We start from the raw sequence: 24803 nt of genomic DNA on the forward strand, positions 1-24803 counted from the left end.
GAGAAAATTAATGAATATAAAAAAGATTTTTACTCTAATTCTAGGTAGTTTTATTTTTTTCACTCCCAATTTGGCGGTATGTGCTGGTAAATTTAAAGCTGTCACAACATTCACCATCATTGCTGATATGGCACGAAATGTAGCAGGTGATGCTGCTGATGTTGAATCGATTACAAAACCAGGGGCTGAGATTCACGAATATCAACCTACCCCCCGTGATCTTATGCGTGCGCAAGGCGCTAACCTTGTATTGTGGAATGGATTAGAGTTAGAGCTTTGGTTTGAAAAGTTTTTTCAAAACATCAAGGATGTTCCAAGTGTTGTTGTTTCAAAAGGTGTTGTCCCCATTACAATTGGTGAAGGCCCATTTAGCGGTAAGCCAAATCCTCATGCATGGATGTCACCAACTGCTGCTTTAATTTATGTTGATAATATACGCGATGCTTTTGTAAAATATGATCCTGAGCATGCTGCTATTTATAAAGAAAATGCTGAAATTTATAAAAAGAAGATTCGTGCAACGATTGATCCAATTAGATCGGAATTGCAAGCCGTGCCTCAAGATAAACGTTGGCTTGTGACCAGTGAAGGTGCCTTCAGCTATTTAGCACATGATTTTGATCTGAAAGAACTCTATTTATGGCCCATTAATGCTGACCAGCAAGGAACACCACAGCAGGTTAAGCATGTTATTGATATGGTTCGCAAACATAATATTCACGTTGTTTTTTCTGAAAGCACAATTTCTCCAGCACCTGCAAAACAAGTCGCAAGAGAAACAGGAGCCAAATACGGAGGTGTTCTCTATGTTGATTCTCTCAGTGAGAAAAATGGTGAAGTCCCCACTTATATCGATTTATTACGTGTCACGAGTGGACGTATTAGCAAAGCCTTATTAGAGGGAGTAAAAAGCCAATGACGAAATCTGGAATATTTGCCGAAGGAGTAACAGTAACTTATCGTAATGGACATACAGCTTTACGCGAAGTAAATTTTGAAAGTCCAACGGGGTCTATTACGGCATTGGTTGGTGTGAATGGATCCGGTAAGTCAACGTTATTTAAAGCAATTATGGGGTTTGTACGTCCCTCAAAGGGAAAAATTCGCATATTCGATTCGCCCGTTGATATGGCTTTGAAAAAAAACCTTATTGCTTATGTTCCTCAAAGTGAAGATGTTGATTGGAATTTTCCTGTTCTGGTTGAAGATGTTGTCTTGATGGGACGATACGGTCATATGAATTTCTTTCGCTATGCACGTACAAAAGATTATGAAGCTGTCCGTATTGCCTTAGAACGGGTTGATATGTTGTCTTTTGCCAAGCGCCAAATTGGAGAACTTTCTGGTGGACAGAAAAAACGTGTTTTTCTGGCGCGTGCTCTGGCACAGAAAGCAAAAGCTATTTTATTAGACGAACCGTTTACAGGGGTTGATGTTACCACAGAAGATAAAATTATTGCTTTGTTACAAGAGCTTCGTAAAGAAGGAGCGGTCATCTTGGTTTCCACTCACAATTTAGGCTCTGTTCCAGAATTTTGTGATCATACAGTTTTAATAAAAGGGACCGTATTAGCTTCTGGATTAACAGAAAAAATCTTCACAAAGGAAAATCTAGAAAAAACTTTTGGAGGGGCTTTGCACCACCATCTTTTTAATCTTCAAGGCACCAAAAAAAATGATGCTTTCATGGGGAGAAAACAGTCTATAGTTCGTGATAATGCTGAAAGAGTGGAGCACGTTGCATGATTTCTTGGTTGCTTGAGCCACTGAGCTATCAATATATGGTAAATGCGATGTGGGTTTCTGGATTAGTTGGGTGTGTTTGTGCCTTTCTTTCGGCTTTTTTGATGTTAAAAGGTTGGTCATTGATTGGTGATGCGCTTTCCCATTCGATTGTACCTGGTGTCGCAGGAGCTTATCTTTTAGGGTTACCTTTTTCACTTGGCGCTTTTTTTTCTGGTGGTCTTGCAGCAGCAGCAATGCTTTTTTTTAATCATCGGACAAAACTGAAAGAAGATACCATTATTGGTCTCATTTTTTCTTCCTTTTTTGCTTTTGGATTATTTCTTAAATCATTAAAACCGATGGCGGTTAATATTGATACGATTGTTTTAGGAAATATTTTAGCGGTTAGTTCATCAGATATTATACAATTAGCTTTTATTGGTTTTTTGTCTTTATTTATACTGCTTTTGAAATGGAAAGATCTTCTCGTTTCTTTATTTGACGAAACACATGCCCGTGCCATTGGGTTGAATGTAAAGTTTTTAAAGATTCTCTTTTTCACATTGCTTGCTGCTTGTACTGTTGCTGCTATGCAAACAGTCGGAGCATTTTTGGTCATTTGTTTGGTTGTGACACCTGGAGCAACAGCTTATCTTTTAAGTGATCGTTTTGTAAATATTTTGGTTATTGCAGTTATAATTGGGACATTCACAAGCGTATTGGGTGTTTATGTGAGTTATTTTTTAAATGCGCAAACAGGTGGTGTTGTTGTGCTTTTTCAAGCATTTCTATTTATATTAGCTTTTATTTTTGCTCCTAAACACGGATATATTGCTGCGCGTTTACGGATAAATGCAGCCAAAAAAGGTGTGATGTTATCATGATTGATCAATTACTACTTCCTTTTCAGTTTTCTTTTATGCTGAAAGGCATGCTTATTGTTACAATCCTTTCTATTCCAATGGCAATGCTTTCCTGTTTTCTTATTTTGAAAGGATGGGCACTATTAGGCGATGCCATTTCCCATGCTGTTTTTCCAGGTGTTGTGGTTGGTTATATGACAACACCATGGGTGATAGCATTTTTAACTTCTTTGCCCTTTGCTTGGTTCCAGCATATACGTCCAGAGAATATTACAATGACTTTGATTACTTGTGGGGCTTTTGTTGCCGGTATGGTTTGTGCACTGACAACAGGTTTTTTGGGAAGCAATAGTCGTATCAAACAAGATACAGTGATGGGCGTTGTTTTTTCATCGATGTTTGGTTTAGGGCTTGTTTTAGCAACATCTATCTATAGCAGCTTAGATTTAAATCATATTCTATTCGGTAACCTATTGGGTGTTAACTGGCTTGATATTACACAGACGGCGATCATTTCTGCCATTGTTACTTTTATTCTAGGAGCAAAATGGCGCGATTTTATGCTGTATATTTTTGATTCCGTTCAAGGCCGTGCTATGGGACTGCGAATATCATTGCTCCACTATACTCTTTTAACTATGATTTCTCTGACAATTGTTGCAGCTTTGAAAGCGGTTGGTATTGTTCTCGTTATTTCTTTATTAATAGCCCCAGGAGCAATTGCTTATCTTATCACAAAACGATTTTCTTTCATGTTGATGATCGCTATATTTGTTGCGGCTGTTTCTGGTTTTTTAGGGATTTATCTCAGCTTATTTATCGGTTCTGATTCTGCTTCCACAATTGTGTTGATCTTAACGTTAATTTTTATGGCAATTTTCATGGCAATTTTCTTTCGTCAAAACACAGCTCAAGAAACTTGAAGAATTTAAATTCATGCATATCAGCTATGCATTTTTATATATTGTTTCTCATGCTTATTTTAATTAGATTTCGGGGTGCTAGGTTATTTTTCCTCCTAATGTCTAGCAGGTGAATGCAGTGCATATTCTCCCCCCCAACACTGCATTCTTAATTAAGAGGCTGCATTGATTTATTCTGCAGCCTTTTTATTTTTTTTCTTTTCTAGAATCTCTTTTTATTTCTTGAAGTCATACAATAATTATCATATTGCGAAGCTATTTAATATTCTTAAGGAACTTATAACAGCAAAGATGCTTACCCATGAAGATGGAGAGAATGTTTGTGCGCTCAAACATATGAACAGCCAAAAAAAATAGATGCAATATTTTTGTGTGATGTTTTGCGTAGAAGAAAATAATACAAGAGAATGAAGAAATATTTCAAAATATCACATCCTTTGCGCATCTGCTATTCTATAGCAGGTTGGATAATGGTTATATTAGGTATTATCGGTGTGATACTTCCTATTATGCCGACTGTACCTTTTTTATTGGTCGCCTCATGGTGTTTTACGCGTTCTTCCCCACGTTTTCATCAATGGTTGAATAATCATCGTATTTTTGGTCCTCCGCTTAAACGATGGGAAGAAAAAAAAGCTATCTCCCCATTTATTAAAGTTTTTGCAATGATAAGTATGACAGGAGGATTTTTATCCTTTTTCGTAATGGTATACCCTCCTTTGTGGATTTCGTTACTCATTGCCGTTATATTACTGTTAATTGCTCTTTATATTGTAACGCGTCCATCTTCATAATGAGAAAAAAGGCTTTATGAGATGCTCTTTTTAGCTTTGACTTATTTGTGAAAACTATTTTAAGTTTTAGATATAACCTTTTTAGGTCCAAAACGCATATGAAATAACAAGCTTTTTAAGAGAAATTGATTAATTGTATGTTTGTGCAATAATTTCTATGAGCAAAGCAAATTATGCACTCCCCCCTTAAAACTCATTCATATCGCATTTTTTAGCAAGACATTCCGTTTGTTTTCATATCTCTTGATGAGAACATCATATAAAGCTTATTAACTTCATTATTTTATACTTATACGCTTAAGAAGCCAATCTATTATAGTGATCAATGTTCTCCTACACTTTTAGTTTAAGGATAAGCCATAAGAAACAACAGAATTTTGTTCAAATGGCTTTATATATTCATGTATTCTTGTGGTGATATGCGCATAAACGAATTTTCTGACTTTGCATGAAGCTTATTCAAAATAAAATATGATCACATTCTCTGCTTTTATGAATCATGTCTTTCACGTAAAATAAAAAAAATCCCTCATACCTATCGTGTTATTTACACGCTTATTTTACACAAAACATTTCTCAATGCTGTATGCCCCTTCGTAAGGGCTCTAGAGTATAATATTAAATGTCCTGTAAAATCTATTTGATCACCACTACCCTTCTTTTGTCAGATGCGATCTGATTGTCACTACGCTATTTGTCATGCTCAAAGGTTGCCTTACCCATTGCGAATATTGCCATAGCCTTTTGCATTCATAAGAGCTGTTTTATAGTTTTTATCCACACGAAACTATTCCACTTGTCGTAGCATGCAAAGAGATGATTGTGCTTGATCCAAAAATAGATTTAAAATGAGATAAAACTTACGGTAATCCTCACTCAATATAAAAAATAATAGTATCCTGTTATACCGTAAAATACTTTTATCTATAACAATGATATAAAGCATGTAAGCTTCTTTCGTTAAACCTTCTCAGCACGTGAAATCTTTTAAGTGCATCGTACCGTATTTTTAAGTTTTTCTTATCGAGCCTTAGTTTTAAGTAAACGACATGTATGGAAAGCTAAGAAAAATCTACTGAAGCCAAACTATTAAGGAGACCTGCAAGGGGTAAGAATTCTCGTCCTTAGGATATGAAAAAGGTTAACCTTATAAAACAATATGACGCGTTAATGATCGGTTTACAGAGCCGAAAACTACATCTTTATAGGTCTAGCAATACGCTTTTTATTACCAAAAAAATTCAGATAACGTTGTACTTCTTTTGAATCACCAATCGTTTTTTCAGGATTATCTGAAAGTTTTACAGCTGGTCGACCATTGGCATGGGTCACCTTACAAACAAGAGAAAGAGCATCAAGGGTTGCGATTTCTTGAGGGGCACAGCCTGTAAAGTCATTGGTAAGATCAGTACCCCATCCAAAACTCATGCGCACTTTTCCATGAAAATGATGATAAGTTTTTTCAATTGTATCGACATCAAGTGCATCAGAAAAAATTAAGAGTTTTTCGCGCGGATCTTTCCCTTTTTCTTTCCACCACTGAATAATACGTTCTCCACCTTCAATAGGAGGTGCACTATCTGGTCTAAAGCCCGTCCAATCTGCGACCCAATCTGGAGCATCACATAAAAATGTTTCCGTACCAAAGGCATCAGGTAAAACAATCAAAAGATTCCCACCATAATAACGGTTCCAATCTTGCAAAACTTGATACGGAGCTCTGCGTAATTCATCATCGTTGTTACTAAGAGCAGCAATAACCATAGGTAATTCGTGGGCATTGGTTCCAAGAGCTTCTAAATCTGTATCCATGGCAAGAAGGACATTCGAAGTTCCCGTAAAAGAATGACCAATACCTTCTTTTAATGCTTCCACACACCAGCGCTGCCATAAAAAAGAATGGCGGCGTCTTGTACCAAAATCGGATATTTTAATATCAGGCAATTTTTTAAGGCGTTCAACTTTACTCCACATTTTGGCTTTAGCCCGCGCATAAAGTACATCAAGAGCAAAGCGATCTAATTTTTTCATAGCAGCACGTGAACGTAACTCACTGATAATAGCAAGAGCTGGAATTTCCCACATAGAGCTATAAGCCCACGGACCATGAAAATGAAGAATATATTGGCCATCTTTACGGGTTAGTTCATATTCTGGAAGTTGAAAATTCTCAAGCCACTGAAGGAAATCCGGTTCAAAAATTTGTTTGCGTCCATAAAATGTATTACCAGCAAGCCAGATCATTTCTTTTTTTGTAAAGCGCAAACTAAGGGCGTGGTCAAGTTGGGCACGCAATTCACTCTCATCAATATCATCGGCAAGACGTATTGTTTTAGAGCGATTTATAAGAGAAAAAGTCACGTTGACAGTGGGATAAAGCCCCCAAATCATCTGTACCATAAGAAGCTTATAAAAATCCGTATCAAGAAGTGAACGAATAATGGGATCAAGTTTCCAAGTATGATCGTAAACACGTCTAGCAATATCCGGATGATTCATAATCTTTTTCTTTCAGTCTCATAAAATCTAAAATATTATGCACCAACAAGATCAATATATGCGGTGCAAGAACTATAACAACTCTACAGTTTTGGACAATAATAAAAAATATGCTCTCTTTTTTCGTCTTTAGGATTTAACAATACATATAATTTCATGCTGACCTGTTTTTTGTAATTTTATCCCGGTATGAACTTCGGTATATTTTTTGCCATTAACGTGAAGCATATTTTCAGATCCCCATTTGACTTTAATGGAATAAACGGCATCATAAAACTTCATTTCTGCTTCATATTTTGGCCAAAGAGAGGGTAAATTTGGCTGTAAAAACAACAGATCTCCCTGACGCTGTATGCCAAGAATAGCTTGTGTTGCCGCACGATAAAACCACGCTGCTGAGCCTGTATACCATGTCCAACCGCCTTGACCACGGTGTGGTTCAACAGCATAAATATCTGCAGCCATCACATAAGGTTCAACTCGATAGGTTTCAGGATTTTGTCCATGAGTAATGGGGTTAATCATAGAAAATAAAGCATACGCTTTATCGCTTTCACCCATTTCAGCAAGCGCTAAAATGCTCCAAATAGCACCATGGGTGTATTGCCCACCATTTTCTCGAATGCCTGGGGGATAACCTTTTATATAACCAGGTTCGAGCGTTGTTTTATCAAAAGGAGGCCAGAAAAGACGGAGAAGTTTCCCTTTTTCATCATATAGATGTTCAAACATTGAGGCCATAGCCTGTTTTTGACGCTCCAGTGGTGCCATTTTAGAAATGACAGCCCAAGATTGAGCAATGCTATCAATTTGACATTCATCATTGGTTTGAGAACCTAGAGGCGTCCCATCATCAAAATAACCACGTCGATACCAAGCGCCATCCCAAGCATTTTTTTCTAGGGATTTTTTCAAACGTTCAAAGTAAGCACTCCATGTTTCAACACGGGTATTATCACTCCGTTTTTGAGCTAAAGGAATGAATTCTTGTAGTGTGCTCCCAAGAAACCATCCCAACCACGTGCTTTCTCCTTTTCCTTGGCTTCCTACCAAATTCATGCCATCATTCCAATCACCCCCTAAGATAAGCGGAAGTCCATGAGGACCGCAGCGTTTAATGGCAAGATCTAAAGCTAAAGCACAATGCTCATAGACTGTTGCAACCTTTGAGGATTGGGTGGGTTGAAAATAAGCATCCTGTTGTCCACTTTTGAGAATATCTCCTTCAATAAAAGGAATAAGCGTATCAAGAAAAGCATCATCGCCCGTGGTATTGACATAAAGAGCTGTTGCATATGCTAGCCAAACGATATCGTCAGAAATGCGTGTGCGAATGCCAGCCTGCGTATCAGGCAACCACCAATGTTGTACATCACCTTCAAGAAATTGATGTGCAGAGGCATTTAACAATTGTTCACGTGTCAATTGTGGTTCCAGCAATAGTAAAGACAAACTATCTTGTAACTGATCGCGGAAACCAAATGCACCACTGGCTTGATAAAATCCTGCACGTGCCATGATTCGGCATGCATAGACTTGATAAGGAAGCCAATGATTGACCATGATATCAAAAGAGGGATCAGGTGTTTTTACTTGGAATGGGGAAACAAAATGACTCCAATATTGTTCTTGTTGTGTAAGCAAAGTTTCAAAATCACTGACACGTACTTTATTGAGTAATTTTTCAGCTTCTTGCCTATTTTCAGCGCTGCCAAGATAGAAGATAATTTCTTTTGTTTGCCCTGGTTGAAGATCAATATCATAGGCGAATGCGGAACAAGGATCACATCCTGCTTCAACCGTATTGGAAAGAGCACCAGCTTTACAGATCGCATTTGGATGAGTTACGGTTCCCGTTGCACCAATAAATTCAGCGCGATTGGTCGTGGTGCTTGTAGGCATTTCTGATGCGGATAAAAATGTAACTTGTTGAGACTTTTCAATATGATAGGGATTTTGAATAAAATGTGCACCCCATCTGGCTTCATAAGAGGAAACAATAAAGGGGGCATATTTTGTACGAACATTACCCAAAACCCATTCAACATAATTATAAAGGCGTAAACTGCGTGGTTTTTCCCCTTCATTTTTAAGGATAAGACGTGAAAAGCGGACAGGTTTCTCTAGGTCAAGTGTATGCGTTAGTTCTAATGCGATTTCTGAATGTGTCGATTTAAAAGTTGAAAATCCAAAACCATGACAAGCCTCATAGATCACATTTTCATCACATTCTACAGCAGAAATGGGTGAAAAACGTTTTAAAGACTGACGGTCAACCAGATAAAGTGCTTCACCTGGCCGGTTAGACGTCGGATCATTGGCCCAAGGCGTTAATTGATAATCGCGGCTATTGTGAGCCCAAGTAAAAAGTGCACCTTCAGCAGAGACATGAAAGCCAAAGCTTTTGTTAGCAATGACGTTAATCCACGGATGGGGTGTGGTAGTGTGTCCATGAAGACGTATGACATAATGATTATGTTGATTAAAACCACCGTAACCATTCCAATATTTTAGATCTTCTCCATTTGTGTGGAAAGAGGATGGTTTTTGGTGGCTAACAAGACCAATAGAAGCAAAAAGATTTTGTTCAGTTTGTGTTGTAACCCGCCTTTCTTCGTTATATTTTGGCGAGTCTAATTGATCATACGATTCTTGGTAATTTTTACGGATTGTGAAATCAAAATCACTCTCATCAAGTCGTTTAAGCTGTTCAGACAAAGAGCCATTTTGTGCATCAAGAACGATGCGTGCTGCTGCAAGAAGCGTTCTAAAGCTCTGTTCACTGATGTGATCACGTCGAAGCGTGAAAATATGTTGGCGTTCATCTGTTTCTTGCATATGATGTCGATAAGATTCACAGACCCACTCAAGAGCGCGTTGTGTATTTTGTATGTAAGAAAATGTTTGTTCATTGAGAATGACCAAATCAACGATGAGTCCCCGCATACGCCAATATTCATGTGCTTTAAGAAGCTCACGCAATACCGTTATATTTCCCTCGTTATTTAATCTAAGAAGACAGATTGGATTGTCTCCTGAAATGGACATAGGCCAAAGATCAGACTGTTTTCCAAGCGTTTTGGCTAATATTTCAGAAGGAAGACGCCATGTTCGATCAAGATAGATAAGCGGCGTTGCATATTTTTGATAAACAATGGCTTCTTTAAGCTGGGTTCCGCTTTGGTATAGTGCGACTTGTGAGCGTGTCCATGCCATTGAAAGTTCTTTTTGAAACATATCAGATTGCCGATAATGTTTCATATGATTATGAAGTGTTTCTTTTGCATGAGCCGCAAAAGTCCAAAAAACAAGTTCAGCTTTTCCATGAGCTGGGATTTTTACACGGCATCGCAATGACATAATAGGATCAAGAACACAACCTTGACTGTTACTGAACCGCGCATTTTTATCAAATGCAGCAGGCCGACGAATGGATCGCCCCCGCCCAATAAATAACGAGCGATCCGTTTCAGCTTCTGTCTCTTGGAGAGTATCTGTTGTACTGGAAACAAAATGAGCAACATAGATTTCAGGGTCATTCGGTGAGCGTTTACGCCTTTTGGCAAAAATTGTTTTTCCTTCATCAGCAATTTCCGTCTCTATAAACATCCGTGAAAAAACAGGATGCGCACTATCCATATCCATTGTTGCAAGTGCTAGTTCACCATACGAAGTAATTTCAATAAGACAGTCTTTATTTGTTGTATTCATCAATTGAATACGTCTCCCTTCACCACTCCCTTCAGATGTAATAAGACATTCAAGTGTTGATTTGATACCATCAACTATTTTCCTATATTCAGCTTTTTCATCCGTAAAAATGCTAACAGCTTCTTCTTCAATAACGCGTGTTGGTTCACTGGTCACAGACCACCACCGTCCACTATGTATATCGCGTAAGAAGAATAAAGTGCCTTGTTGATCTTCTGTTGCATCAGGCATAAAACGCGTAATCGCATAATCATGCCAACGGCTGTAACCAGAGCCATTTGCGGTTAACATGGTAGAATAAAAGCCATGAGACAAAAGTAACGTTGCCCGTGGTTTGAGCAACGGATTTGTAATAATGCGCAAAGGGGCGTCATCCAATGTTTGAGACTTATTACGCATGCGATTAATCGCTTTGGTGTGGATCATAGGAATAAGATGAGGCGCTCTTTCCTGTAAGAGCAATTGCGTTGCTTCAACAACAGGATCACGATGAAAACGATCACGCATTCGCCCTCGAAAAATAACATTGTTAAGAGCAAGAATAGACATGCCATGATGGTGCGCATAATAATTGCGTACAACAGCGTATTTTTCCCCTGTCTTCAAGCGTGAAGGGGTAAAATCGACAGAGTCATAATAACCATAGGTTCCTAAAGTTCCAAGATTACGAAGCCGTTTTAAATTGTTTACAGCGCAAGCAGGTGCATATTGTGCCGCTAGAAAACTTGCATAAGGAGCAATGACAGCATTGCGTGAGAGACCACGTTGGAGTCCGAGGCTTGGAACACCAAAATGAGCGTATTGGTAATTCATTAAATGATCACGCGTGTTAAATGCAGCCTCTGAAATACCCCATGGCAATTCCCGTGTATGGGCATATTGCATTTGACAACGAATAATCAGTCGATTTGTTTGATCTAGCAGAGATCCTAAAGGTTCATGCATCACAAGAGATGGCATAAGATACTCAAACATGGAACCAGACCATGATAGGAGCGCACCTTTCCAACCTATGGGGACGAGGAGGCGTCCCAGATGAAACCAATGTTTAAGTTTTATATCTCCTTTTGCAATGGCAAAAAAGCTTGCAAGACGTGCCTCTGAAGCGAGTAGATCATAACAATTTTCATCGAGTTTGTTTTCTTGCACACGATATCCAATAGATAAAAGGTGCCGTTTAGGCTGTTCTAAGAAATCAAATTTCATATCAAAGGCTATTTTTCGTGCCGCTATAGCCAATCTATTTAGTTTTTTGCATAATTTTTCAGTATCATAATGAGTAGTCGCATCACGATAATGAATGTTGCAAGTCTCGATAAGGCATTTAGCCCAAGAAAGTGCACGAGCAGATTCTATTGTTTGAATTTTTTGATCAAGTTCATCAACTAAGTGCCCAATATCATGGGCTGCACGTAACAGATCCGCGATATAAGAAGAGGAAGTGTTTTCTTGTTCTATAAAAGTACGAACAGAATGATGAAAACGAGTGATATTTTCTTCGATTCTTTGGCGTAAAGGGTGTAAATCGGATCGATCATTTGCAATTTCTTGGAAAGTTTCTTCAAGAATAGCATGAACATCCGCTAAGCCTTCTCGGTCACTTTTAAAAAGAAGAGCCGGTTTTTCAGTCCATTCACTTAAAGCAGAAGAGAGTGTTACCAAATGGCCAGCAAGATTTCCTGAATCAACGGTTGAGACATAAGTCGGCAAAAGAGGTCTAAGTGTATTCGTTTCATACCAATTATAAAGATGGCCACGGAACTTTTCCATTTTTTCAAGAGAGCGTAATGTACATTCAATACGGCTGATGGTCTCTTCAAAACCAATCCAGCCAAAATCACGCGCAGCAATAACAGAAAGAAGATAAAGCCCAATATTGGTAGGAGACGTACGTTGCGCAACAAGAGGTTCAGGATCTTCTTGAAAATTATCGGGAGGTAAATAGTTGTTTTGTTCATTGACAAAAGTTTCATAATAAAGCCATGTCCGCCTTGCAATAGAGCGGAGTTTTTTTTCATCTTTTGAAGAAAGATCAAGGCTATCTTGAAATGTTGAAGGTTGACTCACAGCCCAAGCAATGAGGGGTGAAAAAAACCATGCTATCCCAAAAGGTAAAGCAATAAGGCTTGCAAAACTATCAGAAAAAAGAGGGAGCGCTATGGCAAGGGCACCAATAAGCGATGCTGGTGCCATGATAAGGATATAAAAACTTAAACGGTTAGGAGCTGATTTTGTTGCAGCAGAGGTCTTCCATTCAAGAAGGTGCTGTTTTGAAATCATCATACGGTAGAGTGTACGAATAATCGCATCGGTCATAAAATATGCCGAATGAGCCAGAAACGTTGTTTTAAGAAATATATCAGCGCTTGTAAGAGAAATTTTGTTCCCAATTAATTGAAAATGCCCGCGCAAAGAATAATCTATATTGGATGAGACAAACATTTTTAATACACATAAAATGGGTGCAATGAAGGCGCTAAGCAGCAAGAATATTTGCCATACGATTGCACTCTTTAATGGCAAAAAAGCCCATCCTGCAAATGCTGCGATTAACCACATCAATGGCGTGAAAGAACGACGCAAATTATCCTGCATTTTCCAACGCGTCACAGAGCTTATTTGACGGGGGAAAAAAAGATAAGGTAAAAGTTGCCAATCACCACGAATCCAGCGATGATAACGCATAACATCAATATGATAAGCTGTTGGATAATCTTCAATGACTTCTATGCTACTTACAAGAGCCGTACGGGCATAACCTCCTTCTAACAGATCATGACTGAGAACAGAATTTTCTTTAATTTTACCATCCAGTGCTTGTTCAAATGCATCAATATTATAAAGACCTTTACCAATAAAGCTGCCTTCTCCTAAAAGATCTTGATAAGTATCAGAAACAGCAAAAACATAAGGATCAATGCCACGGTTGGTAGAAAAAACCCGTTGGAAAATTGATGTTTTTTTCCCAGTTGTCAGAGAGGGAATAATGCGCGGTTGCAAAACGCTATAACCTTTTACAACCTTTCCACTTTGCGGATCGAAAATAGGATAATTAAGTGGATGATTAAGCTTTCCAACAAGTTTTGTGACACTCTGAGGGGTAAGACGTGTATCACAATCCAGTGTCATAACAAAACGGCAATCCATAGGAAGATGTGGATCAGGAGGATAAAAGCTCGTATTTTTATCGCCTCTTAACAGCCGATTGAGTTCATGAAGTTTTCCCCGCTTTCGTTCCCATCCCATCCAACATTTTTCACTTTCATTATAAAGGCGTCGGCGATGTAAAAGGAAAAAAAGAGGAAATTCATTACGATGATAACGACTATTGAGTTTATCAATGCTTCTTCGCGCATAATGCAACAAATCAATATCATCTTGTGTTTCTCTCAAGGAAGAGTCCACCCAATCTGTAATGAGTGCAAAATGAATAGCGCCTTTAGGATTGGAAAGATAGTGCACTTCAAGATTGCGCACTTGCTCATCAATATCATCGCGTGATGCTATCAAAGTAGGGACAACAACCATTGTCCGTGCATATTTTGGAATACCTTCTTTATATTCATAACCAATCAGTTGTCTTGAGGGAACAAACCATGAAACAATCGTATTAAAGAAAGAAAAAGCTGCATCCATAGCAGGAAAAAGCGCTAATACAGTAAAGCAAAACGACCCCCATCGTGTCATGCCAGATATTTGTAAAAGGGTGTAAACTGCAAACAAAAGAGCAAGTGTCAGAAAAGAGACAGGAACGGCGATGACTCTCAGTTTTAAGCAATAAGAAGCACGTGCCCATTTTATGAAAAAAGGTGGATTATACCCACAAGCTTTTTCAAAGGCATCTCGACCATTATCGACAAGATACCACCCCACATAGGAACAATGAGATGTATCTTCAGAAGTGGCGCTTGCCATTTCTACGACTTTATGAGCAATTTCCAGCTCGCTAAGAGGCGAAAATCGTGCAATTTTTTCAATAACTTGTCGATAGATACTGCGTGAATGAAAGTCAATTTCAGAAAAATCACTATTTTTACGCAAAATAGCATCAACACAACTTACTGTTTCAAACCATACTGTCCAATCAACATCATCTATCGCTTTAAGAGCACGGATAATATTGCCCATGGTCACGCCATCTGCTGCTTGTCGGGTATGTTCATCAGCCGTTGCACTTTCTAAGCTACTGCCTTGACTTTCCAATTGTTTTTCAAGCCAAGTTAAGGCTACAGTTGAATCGACAGATGCACTACGCAAACGATAGAATAAATGCGCTGAAAAAGTTGGATCAGCAATGAATGGTTTATACCGCGTAAAAAGAGAGTTTAAGCTTGTTGTATTTTCTACAAGAGAAATTTTATCAGCCACTTGACTAGCAAGATGGCGCATATGCCGCGCTTTTTCGATACGCACGGAGAGACGACGCACATTTTCAATGAGCAGCATTTTTATGACAGAAGGAAGTGCCCATAATTCACCAATTGTGAGCGGAGAAACTTCTTGAAATCCATTAATCACAGCCGTGAGTGTTTCTTGTGAAAAACGACTATCGGTATGTGCAATATAAAGCCAAGTTAAAGCAAAAATGCGTGGTATTCCTGCTTTTTGTGTAGAAAGAGGAAGTTTCTTTATAAAGGACTTGGGGAGATTACGGCGTAACAATTGTATTGTTTTATCAATAGTGTAATGATTATCAATAAGCCATTGAGCAGAGGGTGCTATCGTTTCATCGTTTCGAGCAGCCAAATCACTGGTATGAAAAGCATGAAGTATAAGTTTAGAGTTTTCATTCAGTCTCTTGCGAAAATCTTCTACTCCTTCATATTCAGGGAGTAAAATTTCTTTACCAGAAGCTATATCATTCCCTAAATTATAAAGATCTTCCTGCACTTTATAAATTGCACGAAGAGGAAAATCTGTCTTAATAAAATGGTCTTTTTCTTTTTTTTGAGAAAAAAAGCACTTTATGAAAGGTATTGTGCACGCCATAATGTCCCATTGTTATTCGATTATATTATTTTTTTATTTTAATTGTAAGCATTTTATCTGAATAGTGAACCGTTGATAAACAAAAAAATAAAATTTTTGTTTTTATTTGCAAGCATTTATAATTTTTGATGCAATAATTAAAAAATTAAATAGATAATTTTTTAAAAAAATAAAAAGGTCACTCCTTTCAGGAGTGACCTTAATAACACCAATAACTTTAATGATTGATGATTAATCTTGTTCTTGTTTTTTCAAAGCTGCACCGAGAATATCGCCAAGAGAAGCACCGGAATCTGTAGAACCATATTGTGCAACTGCTTCTTTTTCCTCTGCAATTTCTAACGCTTTGATTGATACTGAAATTTTACGTGTTTTTTTATCAAATGCTGTGATGCGCGCATCAACCTTTTGTCCAATTGCAAAACGCTCAGGACGTTGTTCATCACGATCACGCGCGAGATCCGCACGACGAATGGTTGTTTCAAGGTTATGATCAATCAACTTCACATCAATGTCATTGTCGTTAACAGCAATCACTTCACACGTTACAACAGCACCTTTTCGCAATTCGCCAGAAGCGGCTGCCTCTCCAACTTTATCGCTGGAAAGCTGCTTAATTCCAAGAGAGATACGCTCTTTTTCAATGTCAACATCAAGGACCACTGCTTTAACGACATCACCTTTGTTATAAGTATCAATAACTTGTTCACCAGGACGGTTCCAATCCAGATCAGACAGATGAACCATACCATCAACATCACCTTCAAGACCAATAAACAGACCAAATTCTGTTTTATTTTTAACCTCTCCTTCAATTTGTGAATTGACAGGAAATTTATTGGCAAAAGCTTCCCATGGATTTTCAAATGTTTGCTTTAAGCCAAGAGAAATACGCCGTTTAGAAGGATCAATCTCAAGAACGACCACTTCTACTTCTTGTGATGTAGACAGAATTTTTCCAGGGTGAACATTTTTCTTTGTCCAGCTCATTTCAGAAACATGGATCAATCCTTCGATTCCTGGTTCAATTTCAACAAACCCACCGTAATCCGTAATGTTGGTAACAGCACCCTTGATTTTTTTACCAATCGGATACCGAACACTGATGCTTTCCCAAGGATCACTTTCAAGCTGTTTCATTCCAAGAGAAATGCGGTGCGTATCTTGATTGATGCGAATAATCTGAACTTTAATCGTTTGACCAATTGTAAGCACTTCAGATGGGTGATTAACACGCCGCCATGCCATATCTGTAACGTGTAAGAGACCATCAATCCCACCAAGATCAACAAAGGCGCCATAATCTGTAATATTTTTTACCACACCTTCAACAATTTGGTTTTCTTCAAGATTTTGTACGATTTCTGAACGTTGTTCAGCACGACTTTCTTCTAAAACAGTCCGGCGTGAGACAACAATATTGCCACGACGACGATCCATCTTCAAAATTTCAAAGGACTGTGAATTATGCATGAGAGGTGAAACATCACGAATAGGACGAATATCAACTTGGCTACGTGGCAAGAAAGCAACAGCCCCATCAAGATCAACCGTAAAACCACCTTTTACTTGGCTAAAGATAACGCCCTCAACGCGTGCACCAGCATTGAATTTTTCCTCTAAACGGACCCAACTTTCTTCACGCCGTGCTTTTTCACGCGATAAAACAGCTTCACCCATCGCATTTTCAATGCGTTCAATGTAAACTTCAACTTCATCGCCAACTTGCAAAGAACCATCTTTTGCTTTTGCTCCAAACTCTTTGAGAGGAATACGTCCTTCGACTTTAAGTCCAGCATCAATAATGGCCATGTCTTTTTCGATTGCAATAACACGACCTTTAACAACAGATCCTTCATTGAGATCATTTGTTTGAAAAGATTCTGTTAAAAGAGCTTCAAAATCCGCTGTTGTGGGATTGTATTGTGACATAAGAACTCCTAATATATACCTTGTATTATGAAGGTATGAGCGCTAGGTTAGTGTTAACATGAGCAACTCCTTAGCCTTTTTCCTTGCATATAAGGAAGAAAAGTTAGCGCTAGGCTGGAAGTTACCTTAACGAATTTATCCAATTATATGCATTTTTATGATTGGATCAATAAAACTACATGCAATTGCAAATGTTGCTTCTATACTCAATTCTGATGTATCAAGCAAGTGGGCGTTTTTTGCTGGTTTTAGCGGGTTTTGTTTGCGCGTTATATCCCGACGGTCTCGTTGTTCAAGATCGCTGAGAATTTCATGATAATTTGCTTGCTCTCCCTTTTTTAAAATCTCCTGGTAGCGACGTTTGGCACGTGTTTGAACATTGGCTAGAACATAAAATTTGATATCGGCATCCGGACAAACGACCGTGCCAATATCCCGCCCATCCAGCACGCTTCCAGGTAAAGTTTTGGCAAAATTACGTTGTTTTTCGATAAGAATTTTACGTATAGCGGGGTTAATCGCTATCTTTGAAGCCGCTTCACCAAGTTCATGAGAAGAGAGAAGAGCAGAATTTAAGGTATTAAAATCAAGTTCTTTAGCATAAATAATAGCATTTTTTTCATCATTAAGCGCTAAATTTTGTTGTAAAAGCGCATGCGCAACACCACGATATGTCAGTCCTGTATCGAGATGATGAAGATGATAATGGGCAGCAATTTTTCGTGCTAAGGTCCCCTTGCCTGAAGCAGCAGGTCCATCAATGGCAATAACAAAAGGCTTCAAGAAATTTTTCCCCCAAGTTGTTTTATAAAAGGAATAAATTCTGGAAAACTCGTCGCAATCATTCGTTTATCATCAATGGTAACAGGTTTTTCTGATGCAAGCCCAAAGGTGAGAAAGCACATAGCAATTCGATGATCAAGATGTGTGGAAACCTTTCCACCCCCTAAATTTTTGGCAGAACCTTTTCCATAAACAACAAGAAAATCTTGGCCTTCTTCACAGTCTACACCATTAATTTTTAATCCTTGAGCGACAGAAGACAGTCGATCTGATTCTTTAACGCGCAATTCTTCAATTCCTAGCATCACTGTTTTACCTTCTGCAAAGGCTGCTGCAACTGCCAAAGCAGGATATTCATCAATCATCGATGGAGCACGTTCTTTAGGCACTCTAACACCTTTAAGGATCGATGATTTTATCCGTAGATCGGCTATATCCTCTCCACCTGTTTGGCGTTGATTCAAAAATTCAATTTGAGCCCCCATTTCCCACAATGTTTCGATAAGCCCTATTCGAGAATCGTTTATCAGAACATTTTCAATGGTGATATCAGAATCTTCTACAAGAAGAGCTGCGATAATTGGAAAAGCAGCAGAAGAAGGATCTCCCGGAACATGAATCGTTTGTCCAGTAAGATGAGGTTGACCATGAAGATGTATCAAACGCGCGCCTTCTTTATCTCTTTCTATGTCAAGTTTTGCACCGAATGCTTTTAACATTTTTTCCGTATGATCACGTGTGAAAACCGGCTCAATAACCGTTGTAATGCCCGCTGTATTCAGTCCAGCAAGTAGAACGGCCGATTTAACTTGAGAGGAAGCTATTGGAACACGGTAGCGAATCGGATGAGCCATTTTCGGACCATAAAGCGTTAAAGGAAGATGATTGCCGTCAGTTGCCTCAATTTCAACCCCCATGAGACGCAGTGGATCAAGGATACGTCCCATAGGACGCTTAGAGAGAGAAGCATCACCAATAAAAGTTGTTTTCATATGATAGGAACCAACCATTCCCATAATCAGGCGAGCACCTGTTCCAGCATTTCCAAAGTCTAAAGGTTTTTGTGCAGCTAAAAGGCAACCATTTCCTGTTCCTCGTATGATCCAGAAGTCATCTTTCTTAATTATATAGGCGCCCATAGCTTGCATAGCAGCAGCTGTATTAAGTACATCAGCGCTTTCAAGTAACCCGTGGATATATGTCTCACCACTTGCTAATCCTCCCAGTATAAGAGAGCGATGAGAGATTGATTTATCTCCTGGTATTTGAATCTTTCCAGAGAGACGACTCGATTTATAGGCAGTTATAGGGATTGCTTTTTGCATGAAAATTCTATTTAATTCTATCTAACTTTTATGAAATTATGTATTCTTTAGCACATGCTTTAAAGAGCGTCATGAGAAAATCACTGTGGAACAGTATATTTATCTTTGACAAAGGCATTATTTTTCGATTAAGCACCATAAAATTTATCTTTTAATGGAATAGAGTTAATCAAAGAGGCACGGTTTATGGCAAAACAAGAACTTGGAACGAAACGTGTTGATCCAGAAACAGGAAAAAAATTTTACGATCTAAATCGCGACCCTATTGTGTCGCCTTATACAGGGATTTCTTATCCGCGCTCTTATTTTGAGGTTGCAGCAGCTGAAGCAAACAATGAAGAAGAAGTGGATACTGAAGAGCTTGATACAGCACTTGAAAAGTCTGCTTTTATGCTGCTTGAAGAAGAAGATGACGATTCTAAAGATGATGATCTTCCTGATTTAGAAGACAGTGATGTCGATCTGGGTGATGATGATGATACATTTTTATCTCACGATGATGACGATGAGAATGATGACGTTACCGATATTCTCGGAGGCGGTGTTTCTAATGATGACGACTCTTAAGAGAAGTAAAAGAAGGCATCTTTTCTCTGGAATAAAAATTCTTCTTGATCTTCAATTTTTCTCGTTTTACAAGAGCTGAGGTTGTGTACTATCGTTTTGGGGAAGATTTTTATAGGGGCTATAGCTCAGCTGGGAGAGCGCTTGCATGGCATGCAAGAGGTCAGCGGTTCGATCCCGCTTAGCTCCACCAAAAGGACCAGCTTTTCTATCAAAAAAATTATAGCAGGGAGTATGTGCACCAATTTTAAAAGTGCTCCTCTTAAATAGAGGTTACCTGCTCATTCATGAGATATGTTAACGATAAAATAACATATTGATTTTGCATGATAAATTATCTATGTATTCCATAAAAACTCAAAATAGAGTAAATTTTCTCGTCATAAGCCCTCACACAATTGAGTCCCTTCAATATGTTTTCCTAGCCTATCACAAGCGAAATTGAAATCTAGGACGGGCCCACCATTATATTGGCGACCGCTTATGGGATAGATCTTAAGATTTGAGATAATTCATAAGAAATATTGGGAATCCTTTCTTTTACAATTTTTCTTACATGCCGATTACGCTTGTTATGTGCAAACGAATGGTTCTTATTGATTTAATATCAAGAAATATGAAATGATAAAACTCTACGGTATTCGAGACTCTTCAATTTAATCCGAATAAAATAATATTATCTTTAAAAATTTTTATTAAACAATCTCTGGTATTTAATCCGGTACTCAATGAGAATACTAAATAGAAGATCGTTTCTATTGTAAATGTTTTGCATCAATATAACTTCTTTGGACAAAAGGAAAAAATACCAAGAGGACCTTGAGATACATTGCATATTGCAAAAGCTTTTTTGTCATTTGCATTTATTTTATTTAATAACAATTTATTTGATTCAGCAAGCTAGCACCATCCTTATATTTGCCAGCTCCCAATATTGCGACAGACCTTGCATTAAGACGGTTCATAAAAGCCACTTTTAGTCCTTTCTTATACAATTTTTACCCACACGCCAACCCCGCTTTTGACATGCAAGCAAGTGATTTTAATTGATTCAAGATAAACAGATTTGAAATGAAAGAATCTTACAGTATGCGGAATTTTAACTCAATATGAATAGCGCTAGGTTAGCATTATAAATCAATATGTTGTTGCAACTAGAAAAACGATACTGTTAATTACACCATAAGAAATTTTGCTTTCAAATAATGTTATCTCATCAACTTCCTAATTAAGATTTTCGAAAATCTTCTCTAACGCCATCCACATCTCTTTAATTGTTGTTCATAGAGTCTCGACATCCTTGCCATACGCTGCGCTGCCTGTGAAAGTGCAGCATTAACATGCCCACCACTCCGCGCATAAGCACCATGCCCCATATAATAATTTAAATAAAGGCTATAGGCATCATCAAACCTCACCCCATTGCGTTGAACAGTTTGGCGATAGTACCAAGCAACAAAATCAGCAGCATCTGCAAAATTCGTACGCCGTGCAAAAGACTTGCCTGTGGAGCGAAGATACATGGCCCATGTACTGTCAAGCGCTTGAGAATAGCCATAAGCTGTAGACCGACGTTTCCATGGAATAAAACCAAGTAGTTTTTTGCGTGGAGGACGTGCATTATGACGAAAGCCCGATTCCATATTAATAGTTGCAAGAATAATCGGCATAGGAATACCATAGTGCATTTCTGCTTTTTTAGATGCCTTACCCCAATTATCAAAAAAACCATTTTTTTGTGCTAAAATAGCACAAGCATTGTTTGTGTGGATCGGAGTGGTTGTTGCACAGCCCCCTAGCAAAAACACCAATGCCCCTAAACACAAAAGGTGTCGCATATTTCCTATTCCTTTCAATTTAAGAAATAAAACAGACTAGAGATAGTCAAAAATTATTACTAATCAATAAAGAATATGATCTTAACTTCTTATCTTGAAGAGGCTTGCTTTACTTTATTCCTCGTCAACAAAACGTAATGTTTGCGACTGAGTCGATGGGGCCGATGTTGTCATTTTTGCTGGTTCGGAGTAATTTTCTTTTAATTCGAAAGTTTCAATACGATTTGCCCGTTTCATAATTTTGGAGGACGATATTAAAATTCCCTCTATATCTTCCCCTGCTTTGTGAAAATGCTTCTGTAGTGCGCGAACACGTGTATCCATTCGTCCAAAGTCTTCCATTAATTTTGCCACTTCTGACTGTATCAAATGTGCTTGTTCGCGCATCCGCGCATCTTTCATAATGGTTTGCACAACTTGGACAGAAAGCATTAATAAAGATGGTGAAACAATAATCACATGAGCTCTATTGGCTTTTTGTACCAATGGTTCAAAATCTTCATAAATTGTTGCAAAAATCGATTCCGACGGCACAAAAAGAAAAGCGGTATCATGGGTTTCTCCAGGAATGAGATATTTTTGCGCAATATCACGGATATGAACATCCATATCGGTGCGAAACTGACGTTCTGCCTCTTGACGTTCTTGCTCTGATGCTGCTTTACGCAGCGCATTCCAAGCTTCTAGAGGGAATTTAGCATCAATAACAAGAGAAGGGGATTTATTGGGCATATGAATGAGACAATCTGGGCGCTTTCCGTTAGAAAGAACAGCTTGAAAAGCATAAGCATTTGCTGGTAAAGCATCAGCAATAATGGCTTCCATCCGCCCTTGACCAAAAGTACCACGGGTCTGCTTATTGCTTAAAATGGATTGCAGCTGCACAACCTGTCCAGTCAGTGACTGAATATTATTTTGCGCCGCATCAATGACGGCTAAACGCTCTTGCAAACGATTCAAATTTTCATAAGTAGATTTTGTCTGTACCTGAAGTGTCTGCCCCAAGCTTGTTGTCATGCCATTGAGTTGCTCACTGAGTGATTTATTCAATTCTGCCTGTCTTTGACCAAAAATTTCTGCCATCGTTTGCATTCGGCCTTGCATTTCAGCTTGTGTTTTCAGCAAAGTAGCCATCTGCATTTGTGCTTCACGTGCGCGTTCAGCAATCTCATTTTCCAAAAGCGCTTTTTTTCGATGAGAATATATCAGCATAAAAAATGCCAAACAGACGAGTATCAATAAAAGCAAAAGCATTAGTTTAGAAAAAGACTCATCTGCGAATATAGAAAAAAACGAATCAAACATAAACAGTAATATAACGCGCTTATCTCAAAAAAGCGCCAGAATCCGTTATTCAATATTGACCAATACACACGCATTGATTAATCTATTCTTCATGTCAATGAGATCTTTAGTTACTTTACCAGATCCGATTTTACGGGAAGTGTCAAAACCTGTTGAGCAGGTTGATACAGCTCTCCAAAAGCTTGCTGATGACATGCTGGAGACTATGTATCATTCCAACGGCGTTGGTCTTGCTGCTATTCAAATTGGCATACCCCTGCGCATGTTGGTTATAGATGTCTCTCCAAATGATGCGCCAAAAAATCCGCTTGTCATTATCAATCCTGAAATTTTATGGCTTTCAGAGGAACGTAATGTTCATAAGGAGGGTTGTCTTTCTATTCCTGACTATTTTGCAGAAGTTGAACGCCCTAAACGCCTTTGTATTCGCTATCAAAACCGTGAAGGAAAACAAACAGAGATTGAAGCAGATGATCTCTTAGCCACTTGCTTGCAACATGAAATTGATCATTTAGATGGGCGCCTTTTTATTGATTATATTTCAAAAATCAAACGTGATATGGTCATCCGAAAATTTAAAAAACGCGCAAAAGAAAAAAATACGCAGGAAACAGTTTTGTAATGGCATTACGATTAAGTTTTATGGGAACACCGGATTTTTCTGTTCCCATTTTACATGCTTTGTTAGATGCTGGGCATGATGTTGTCGCCGTTTATAGTCAACCCCCTCGTCCAGCAGGGCGTCGCGGTCTTAAACTCATCCCCTCACCTGTTCAAAATGCAGCAGAAGAAAGATCTATTCCCGTATTCACGCCTCAAACACTCAAAACAGCTGAACAGCAAGCTCAATTTGCAGCACTTTGTGTTGATGCTGCTGTTGTCGTTGCCTATGGACTCCTATTGCCCAAAGCTATTCTCGAAACGCCCCGTTTTGGTTGTTTTAATGCCCATGCTTCGCTTTTACCACGATGGCGCGGTGCTGCGCCTATTCAGCGTGCCATTATGGCTGGAGATAAAGAAACGGGGATGATGATTATGAAAATGGATGAAGGGCTTGATACAGGGCCTATTGCTCTTTCACGCTCACTCCCTATTACGGATACCACCACCACTGCTGAGCTTTCAAAACAACTTTCACATATTGGTGCAGAACTTATGATAGAAACTCTATCAACTCTGGAAAAAGGACAACTTAAACTTACCCCCCAACCAGAAGAAGGCATCACCTATGCTACCAAAATCAAAAAGGAAGAAACCCGCATTGATTGGACAAAATCTGCTGAATTTATTCATCAATATATCCGTGCGCTCTCTCCCTTTCCTGGTTGCTGGTGTAACATGAATATCACTGGACAAGAAGAACGGGTGAAAATTCTTGGAAGTCGTCTAATCACAGGTCCTTCTCTTGAAATTGGTCGAATAGAACCAGGTTCTTTGATTATCCATTGTGGACAAGGGCGTCTTGAAATAACCCATCTACAAAGATCTGGTGGTAAAGTCCTTGAGAGCGCAACTTTTTTGCGAGGCGCTCATATTTCTGCTATTTTTTGAT

Annotated in this window: 15 protein-coding genes and 1 tRNA gene; 9 read left to right on the forward strand and 7 right to left on the reverse strand. The window is 38.6% G+C overall.

What is annotated here, in order from left to right:
- Nucleotides 1-10 precede the first annotated feature (10 nt).
- From AC6ER8_RS07995 to AC6ER8_RS08015, 5 genes are all read left to right on the forward strand, one after another.
- Entirely contained in the window at nt 11-919 is a 909-nt protein-coding gene (locus tag AC6ER8_RS07995; protein ID WP_497078265.1) for a metal ABC transporter substrate-binding protein, read from the forward strand.
- Nucleotides 916-1746, forward strand: a complete 831-nt coding sequence (locus AC6ER8_RS08000; protein ID WP_497078266.1) for a manganese/iron ABC transporter ATP-binding protein — start codon at nt 916-918, stop codon at nt 1744-1746. The genes AC6ER8_RS07995 and AC6ER8_RS08000 overlap by 4 nt, the downstream gene beginning before the upstream one ends.
- Complete coding sequence (locus AC6ER8_RS08005) at nt 1743-2609, forward strand: metal ABC transporter permease (protein ID WP_497078267.1); 867 nt, start codon at nt 1743-1745, stop codon at nt 2607-2609. The genes AC6ER8_RS08000 and AC6ER8_RS08005 overlap by 4 nt, the downstream gene beginning before the upstream one ends.
- On the forward strand, nt 2606-3511 hold the full coding sequence (locus tag AC6ER8_RS08010) for a metal ABC transporter permease (RefSeq protein WP_497078269.1): 906 nt from the start codon (nt 2606-2608) through the stop codon (nt 3509-3511). Before AC6ER8_RS08005 ends, AC6ER8_RS08010 begins: the two co-directional genes overlap by 4 nt.
- Before the next feature lie 407 nt (nt 3512-3918).
- Nucleotides 3919-4305, forward strand: coding sequence for a YbaN family protein (locus tag AC6ER8_RS08015; protein WP_497078271.1), 387 nt, complete (start codon nt 3919-3921; stop codon nt 4303-4305).
- Nucleotides 4306-5499: 1194 nt separating this feature from the next.
- Here the strand turns inward: AC6ER8_RS08015 and pncB are convergent.
- The 5 genes from pncB to aroA form a co-directional block, all read right to left on the reverse strand.
- Nucleotides 5500-6804: a nicotinate phosphoribosyltransferase gene (pncB, locus tag AC6ER8_RS08020; RefSeq protein WP_497078273.1), complete on the reverse strand. Its 1305-nt coding sequence runs from the start codon at nt 6802-6804 to the stop codon at nt 5500-5502.
- A gap of 129 nt (nt 6805-6933) precedes the next feature.
- Entirely contained in the window at nt 6934-15504 is an 8571-nt protein-coding gene (locus tag AC6ER8_RS08025; protein WP_497078275.1) for a glycoside hydrolase family 94 protein, read from the reverse strand.
- 231 nt (nt 15505-15735) lie between these two features.
- The gene (gene rpsA / locus AC6ER8_RS08030) at nt 15736-17436 is read right to left on the reverse strand and encodes a 30S ribosomal protein S1 (RefSeq protein ID WP_497078277.1); all 1701 of its coding nucleotides are present in this window, start codon (nt 17434-17436) and stop codon (nt 15736-15738) included.
- Between the two features lie 135 nt (nt 17437-17571).
- Nucleotides 17572-18219 carry a (d)CMP kinase gene (cmk, locus tag AC6ER8_RS08035; RefSeq protein ID WP_497078279.1) on the reverse strand — a complete coding sequence of 216 codons (648 nt, stop codon included), beginning with the start codon at nt 18217-18219 and terminating at the stop codon, nt 17572-17574.
- Entirely contained in the window at nt 18216-19544 is a 1329-nt protein-coding gene (aroA, locus tag AC6ER8_RS08040; protein WP_497078281.1) for a 3-phosphoshikimate 1-carboxyvinyltransferase, read from the reverse strand. The genes cmk and aroA overlap by 4 nt, the downstream gene beginning before the upstream one ends.
- A 186-nt stretch (nt 19545-19730) precedes the next feature.
- Between aroA and AC6ER8_RS08045 the strand changes: the two genes are divergently transcribed.
- Nucleotides 19731-20111, forward strand: coding sequence for a TIGR02300 family protein (locus AC6ER8_RS08045; protein ID WP_497078284.1), 381 nt, complete (start codon nt 19731-19733; stop codon nt 20109-20111).
- A 114-nt stretch (nt 20112-20225) separates the two neighbouring features.
- Nucleotides 20226-20301 (forward strand) — tRNA-Ala (locus tag AC6ER8_RS08050).
- Between the two features lie 1057 nt (nt 20302-21358).
- Here the strand turns inward: AC6ER8_RS08050 and AC6ER8_RS08055 are convergent.
- Both AC6ER8_RS08055 and AC6ER8_RS08060 read right to left on the reverse strand, forming a co-directional pair.
- Nucleotides 21359-21946: a transglycosylase SLT domain-containing protein gene (locus AC6ER8_RS08055; protein WP_497078286.1), complete on the reverse strand. Its 588-nt coding sequence runs from the start codon at nt 21944-21946 to the stop codon at nt 21359-21361.
- A gap of 114 nt (nt 21947-22060) precedes the next feature.
- Nucleotides 22061-23251: a DNA recombination protein RmuC gene (locus AC6ER8_RS08060; protein ID WP_497078288.1), complete on the reverse strand. Its 1191-nt coding sequence runs from the start codon at nt 23249-23251 to the stop codon at nt 22061-22063.
- Between the two features lie 91 nt (nt 23252-23342).
- On the opposite strand from AC6ER8_RS08060, the gene def reads away from it, so the two are divergent.
- Both def and fmt read left to right on the forward strand, forming a co-directional pair.
- Nucleotides 23343-23873 (forward strand): peptide deformylase, encoded by a 531-nt coding sequence (def, locus tag AC6ER8_RS08065; RefSeq protein ID WP_497078290.1) that lies wholly within the window; start codon nt 23343-23345, stop codon nt 23871-23873.
- A complete protein-coding gene (gene fmt, locus AC6ER8_RS08070) occupies nt 23873-24802 on the forward strand; it encodes a methionyl-tRNA formyltransferase (protein ID WP_497078292.1) in 930 nt (309 codons plus the stop codon). Before def ends, fmt begins: the two co-directional genes overlap by 1 nt.
- Nucleotide 24803: the final 1 nt, after the last annotated feature.

It is taken from the genome of Bartonella sp. SL320, from assembly GCF_059687635.1.

Bases quoted from the DNA above. Each gene is read 5' to 3' on its own strand.
- def (WP_497078290.1), top strand. From the start codon at position 23,343: ATGTCAATGAGATCTTTAGTTACTTTACCAGATCCGATTTTACGGGAA.
- AC6ER8_RS07995 (WP_497078265.1), top strand. From the start codon at position 11: ATGAATATAAAAAAGATTTTTACTCTAATTCTAGGTAGTTTTATTTTT.
- pncB (WP_497078273.1), bottom strand. From the start codon at position 6,804: ATGAATCATCCGGATATTGCTAGACGTGTTTACGATCATACTTGGAAA.
- rpsA (WP_497078277.1), bottom strand. From the start codon at position 17,436: ATGTCACAATACAATCCCACAACAGCGGATTTTGAAGCTCTTTTAACA.
- AC6ER8_RS08055 (WP_497078286.1), bottom strand. From the start codon at position 21,946: ATGCGACACCTTTTGTGTTTAGGGGCATTGGTGTTTTTGCTAGGGGGC.
- AC6ER8_RS08010 (WP_497078269.1), top strand. From the start codon at position 2,606: ATGATTGATCAATTACTACTTCCTTTTCAGTTTTCTTTTATGCTGAAA.
- AC6ER8_RS08045 (WP_497078284.1), top strand. From the start codon at position 19,731: ATGGCAAAACAAGAACTTGGAACGAAACGTGTTGATCCAGAAACAGGA.
- aroA (WP_497078281.1), bottom strand. From the start codon at position 19,544: ATGCAAAAAGCAATCCCTATAACTGCCTATAAATCGAGTCGTCTCTCT.
- AC6ER8_RS08015 (WP_497078271.1), top strand. From the start codon at position 3,919: ATGAAGAAATATTTCAAAATATCACATCCTTTGCGCATCTGCTATTCT.
- AC6ER8_RS08025 (WP_497078275.1), bottom strand. From the start codon at position 15,504: ATGGCGTGCACAATACCTTTCATAAAGTGCTTTTTTTCTCAAAAAAAA.
- fmt (WP_497078292.1), top strand. From the start codon at position 23,873: ATGGCATTACGATTAAGTTTTATGGGAACACCGGATTTTTCTGTTCCC.
- AC6ER8_RS08000 (WP_497078266.1), top strand. From the start codon at position 916: ATGACGAAATCTGGAATATTTGCCGAAGGAGTAACAGTAACTTATCGT.
- AC6ER8_RS08060 (WP_497078288.1), bottom strand. From the start codon at position 23,251: ATGTTTGATTCGTTTTTTTCTATATTCGCAGATGAGTCTTTTTCTAAA.
- AC6ER8_RS08005 (WP_497078267.1), top strand. From the start codon at position 1,743: ATGATTTCTTGGTTGCTTGAGCCACTGAGCTATCAATATATGGTAAAT.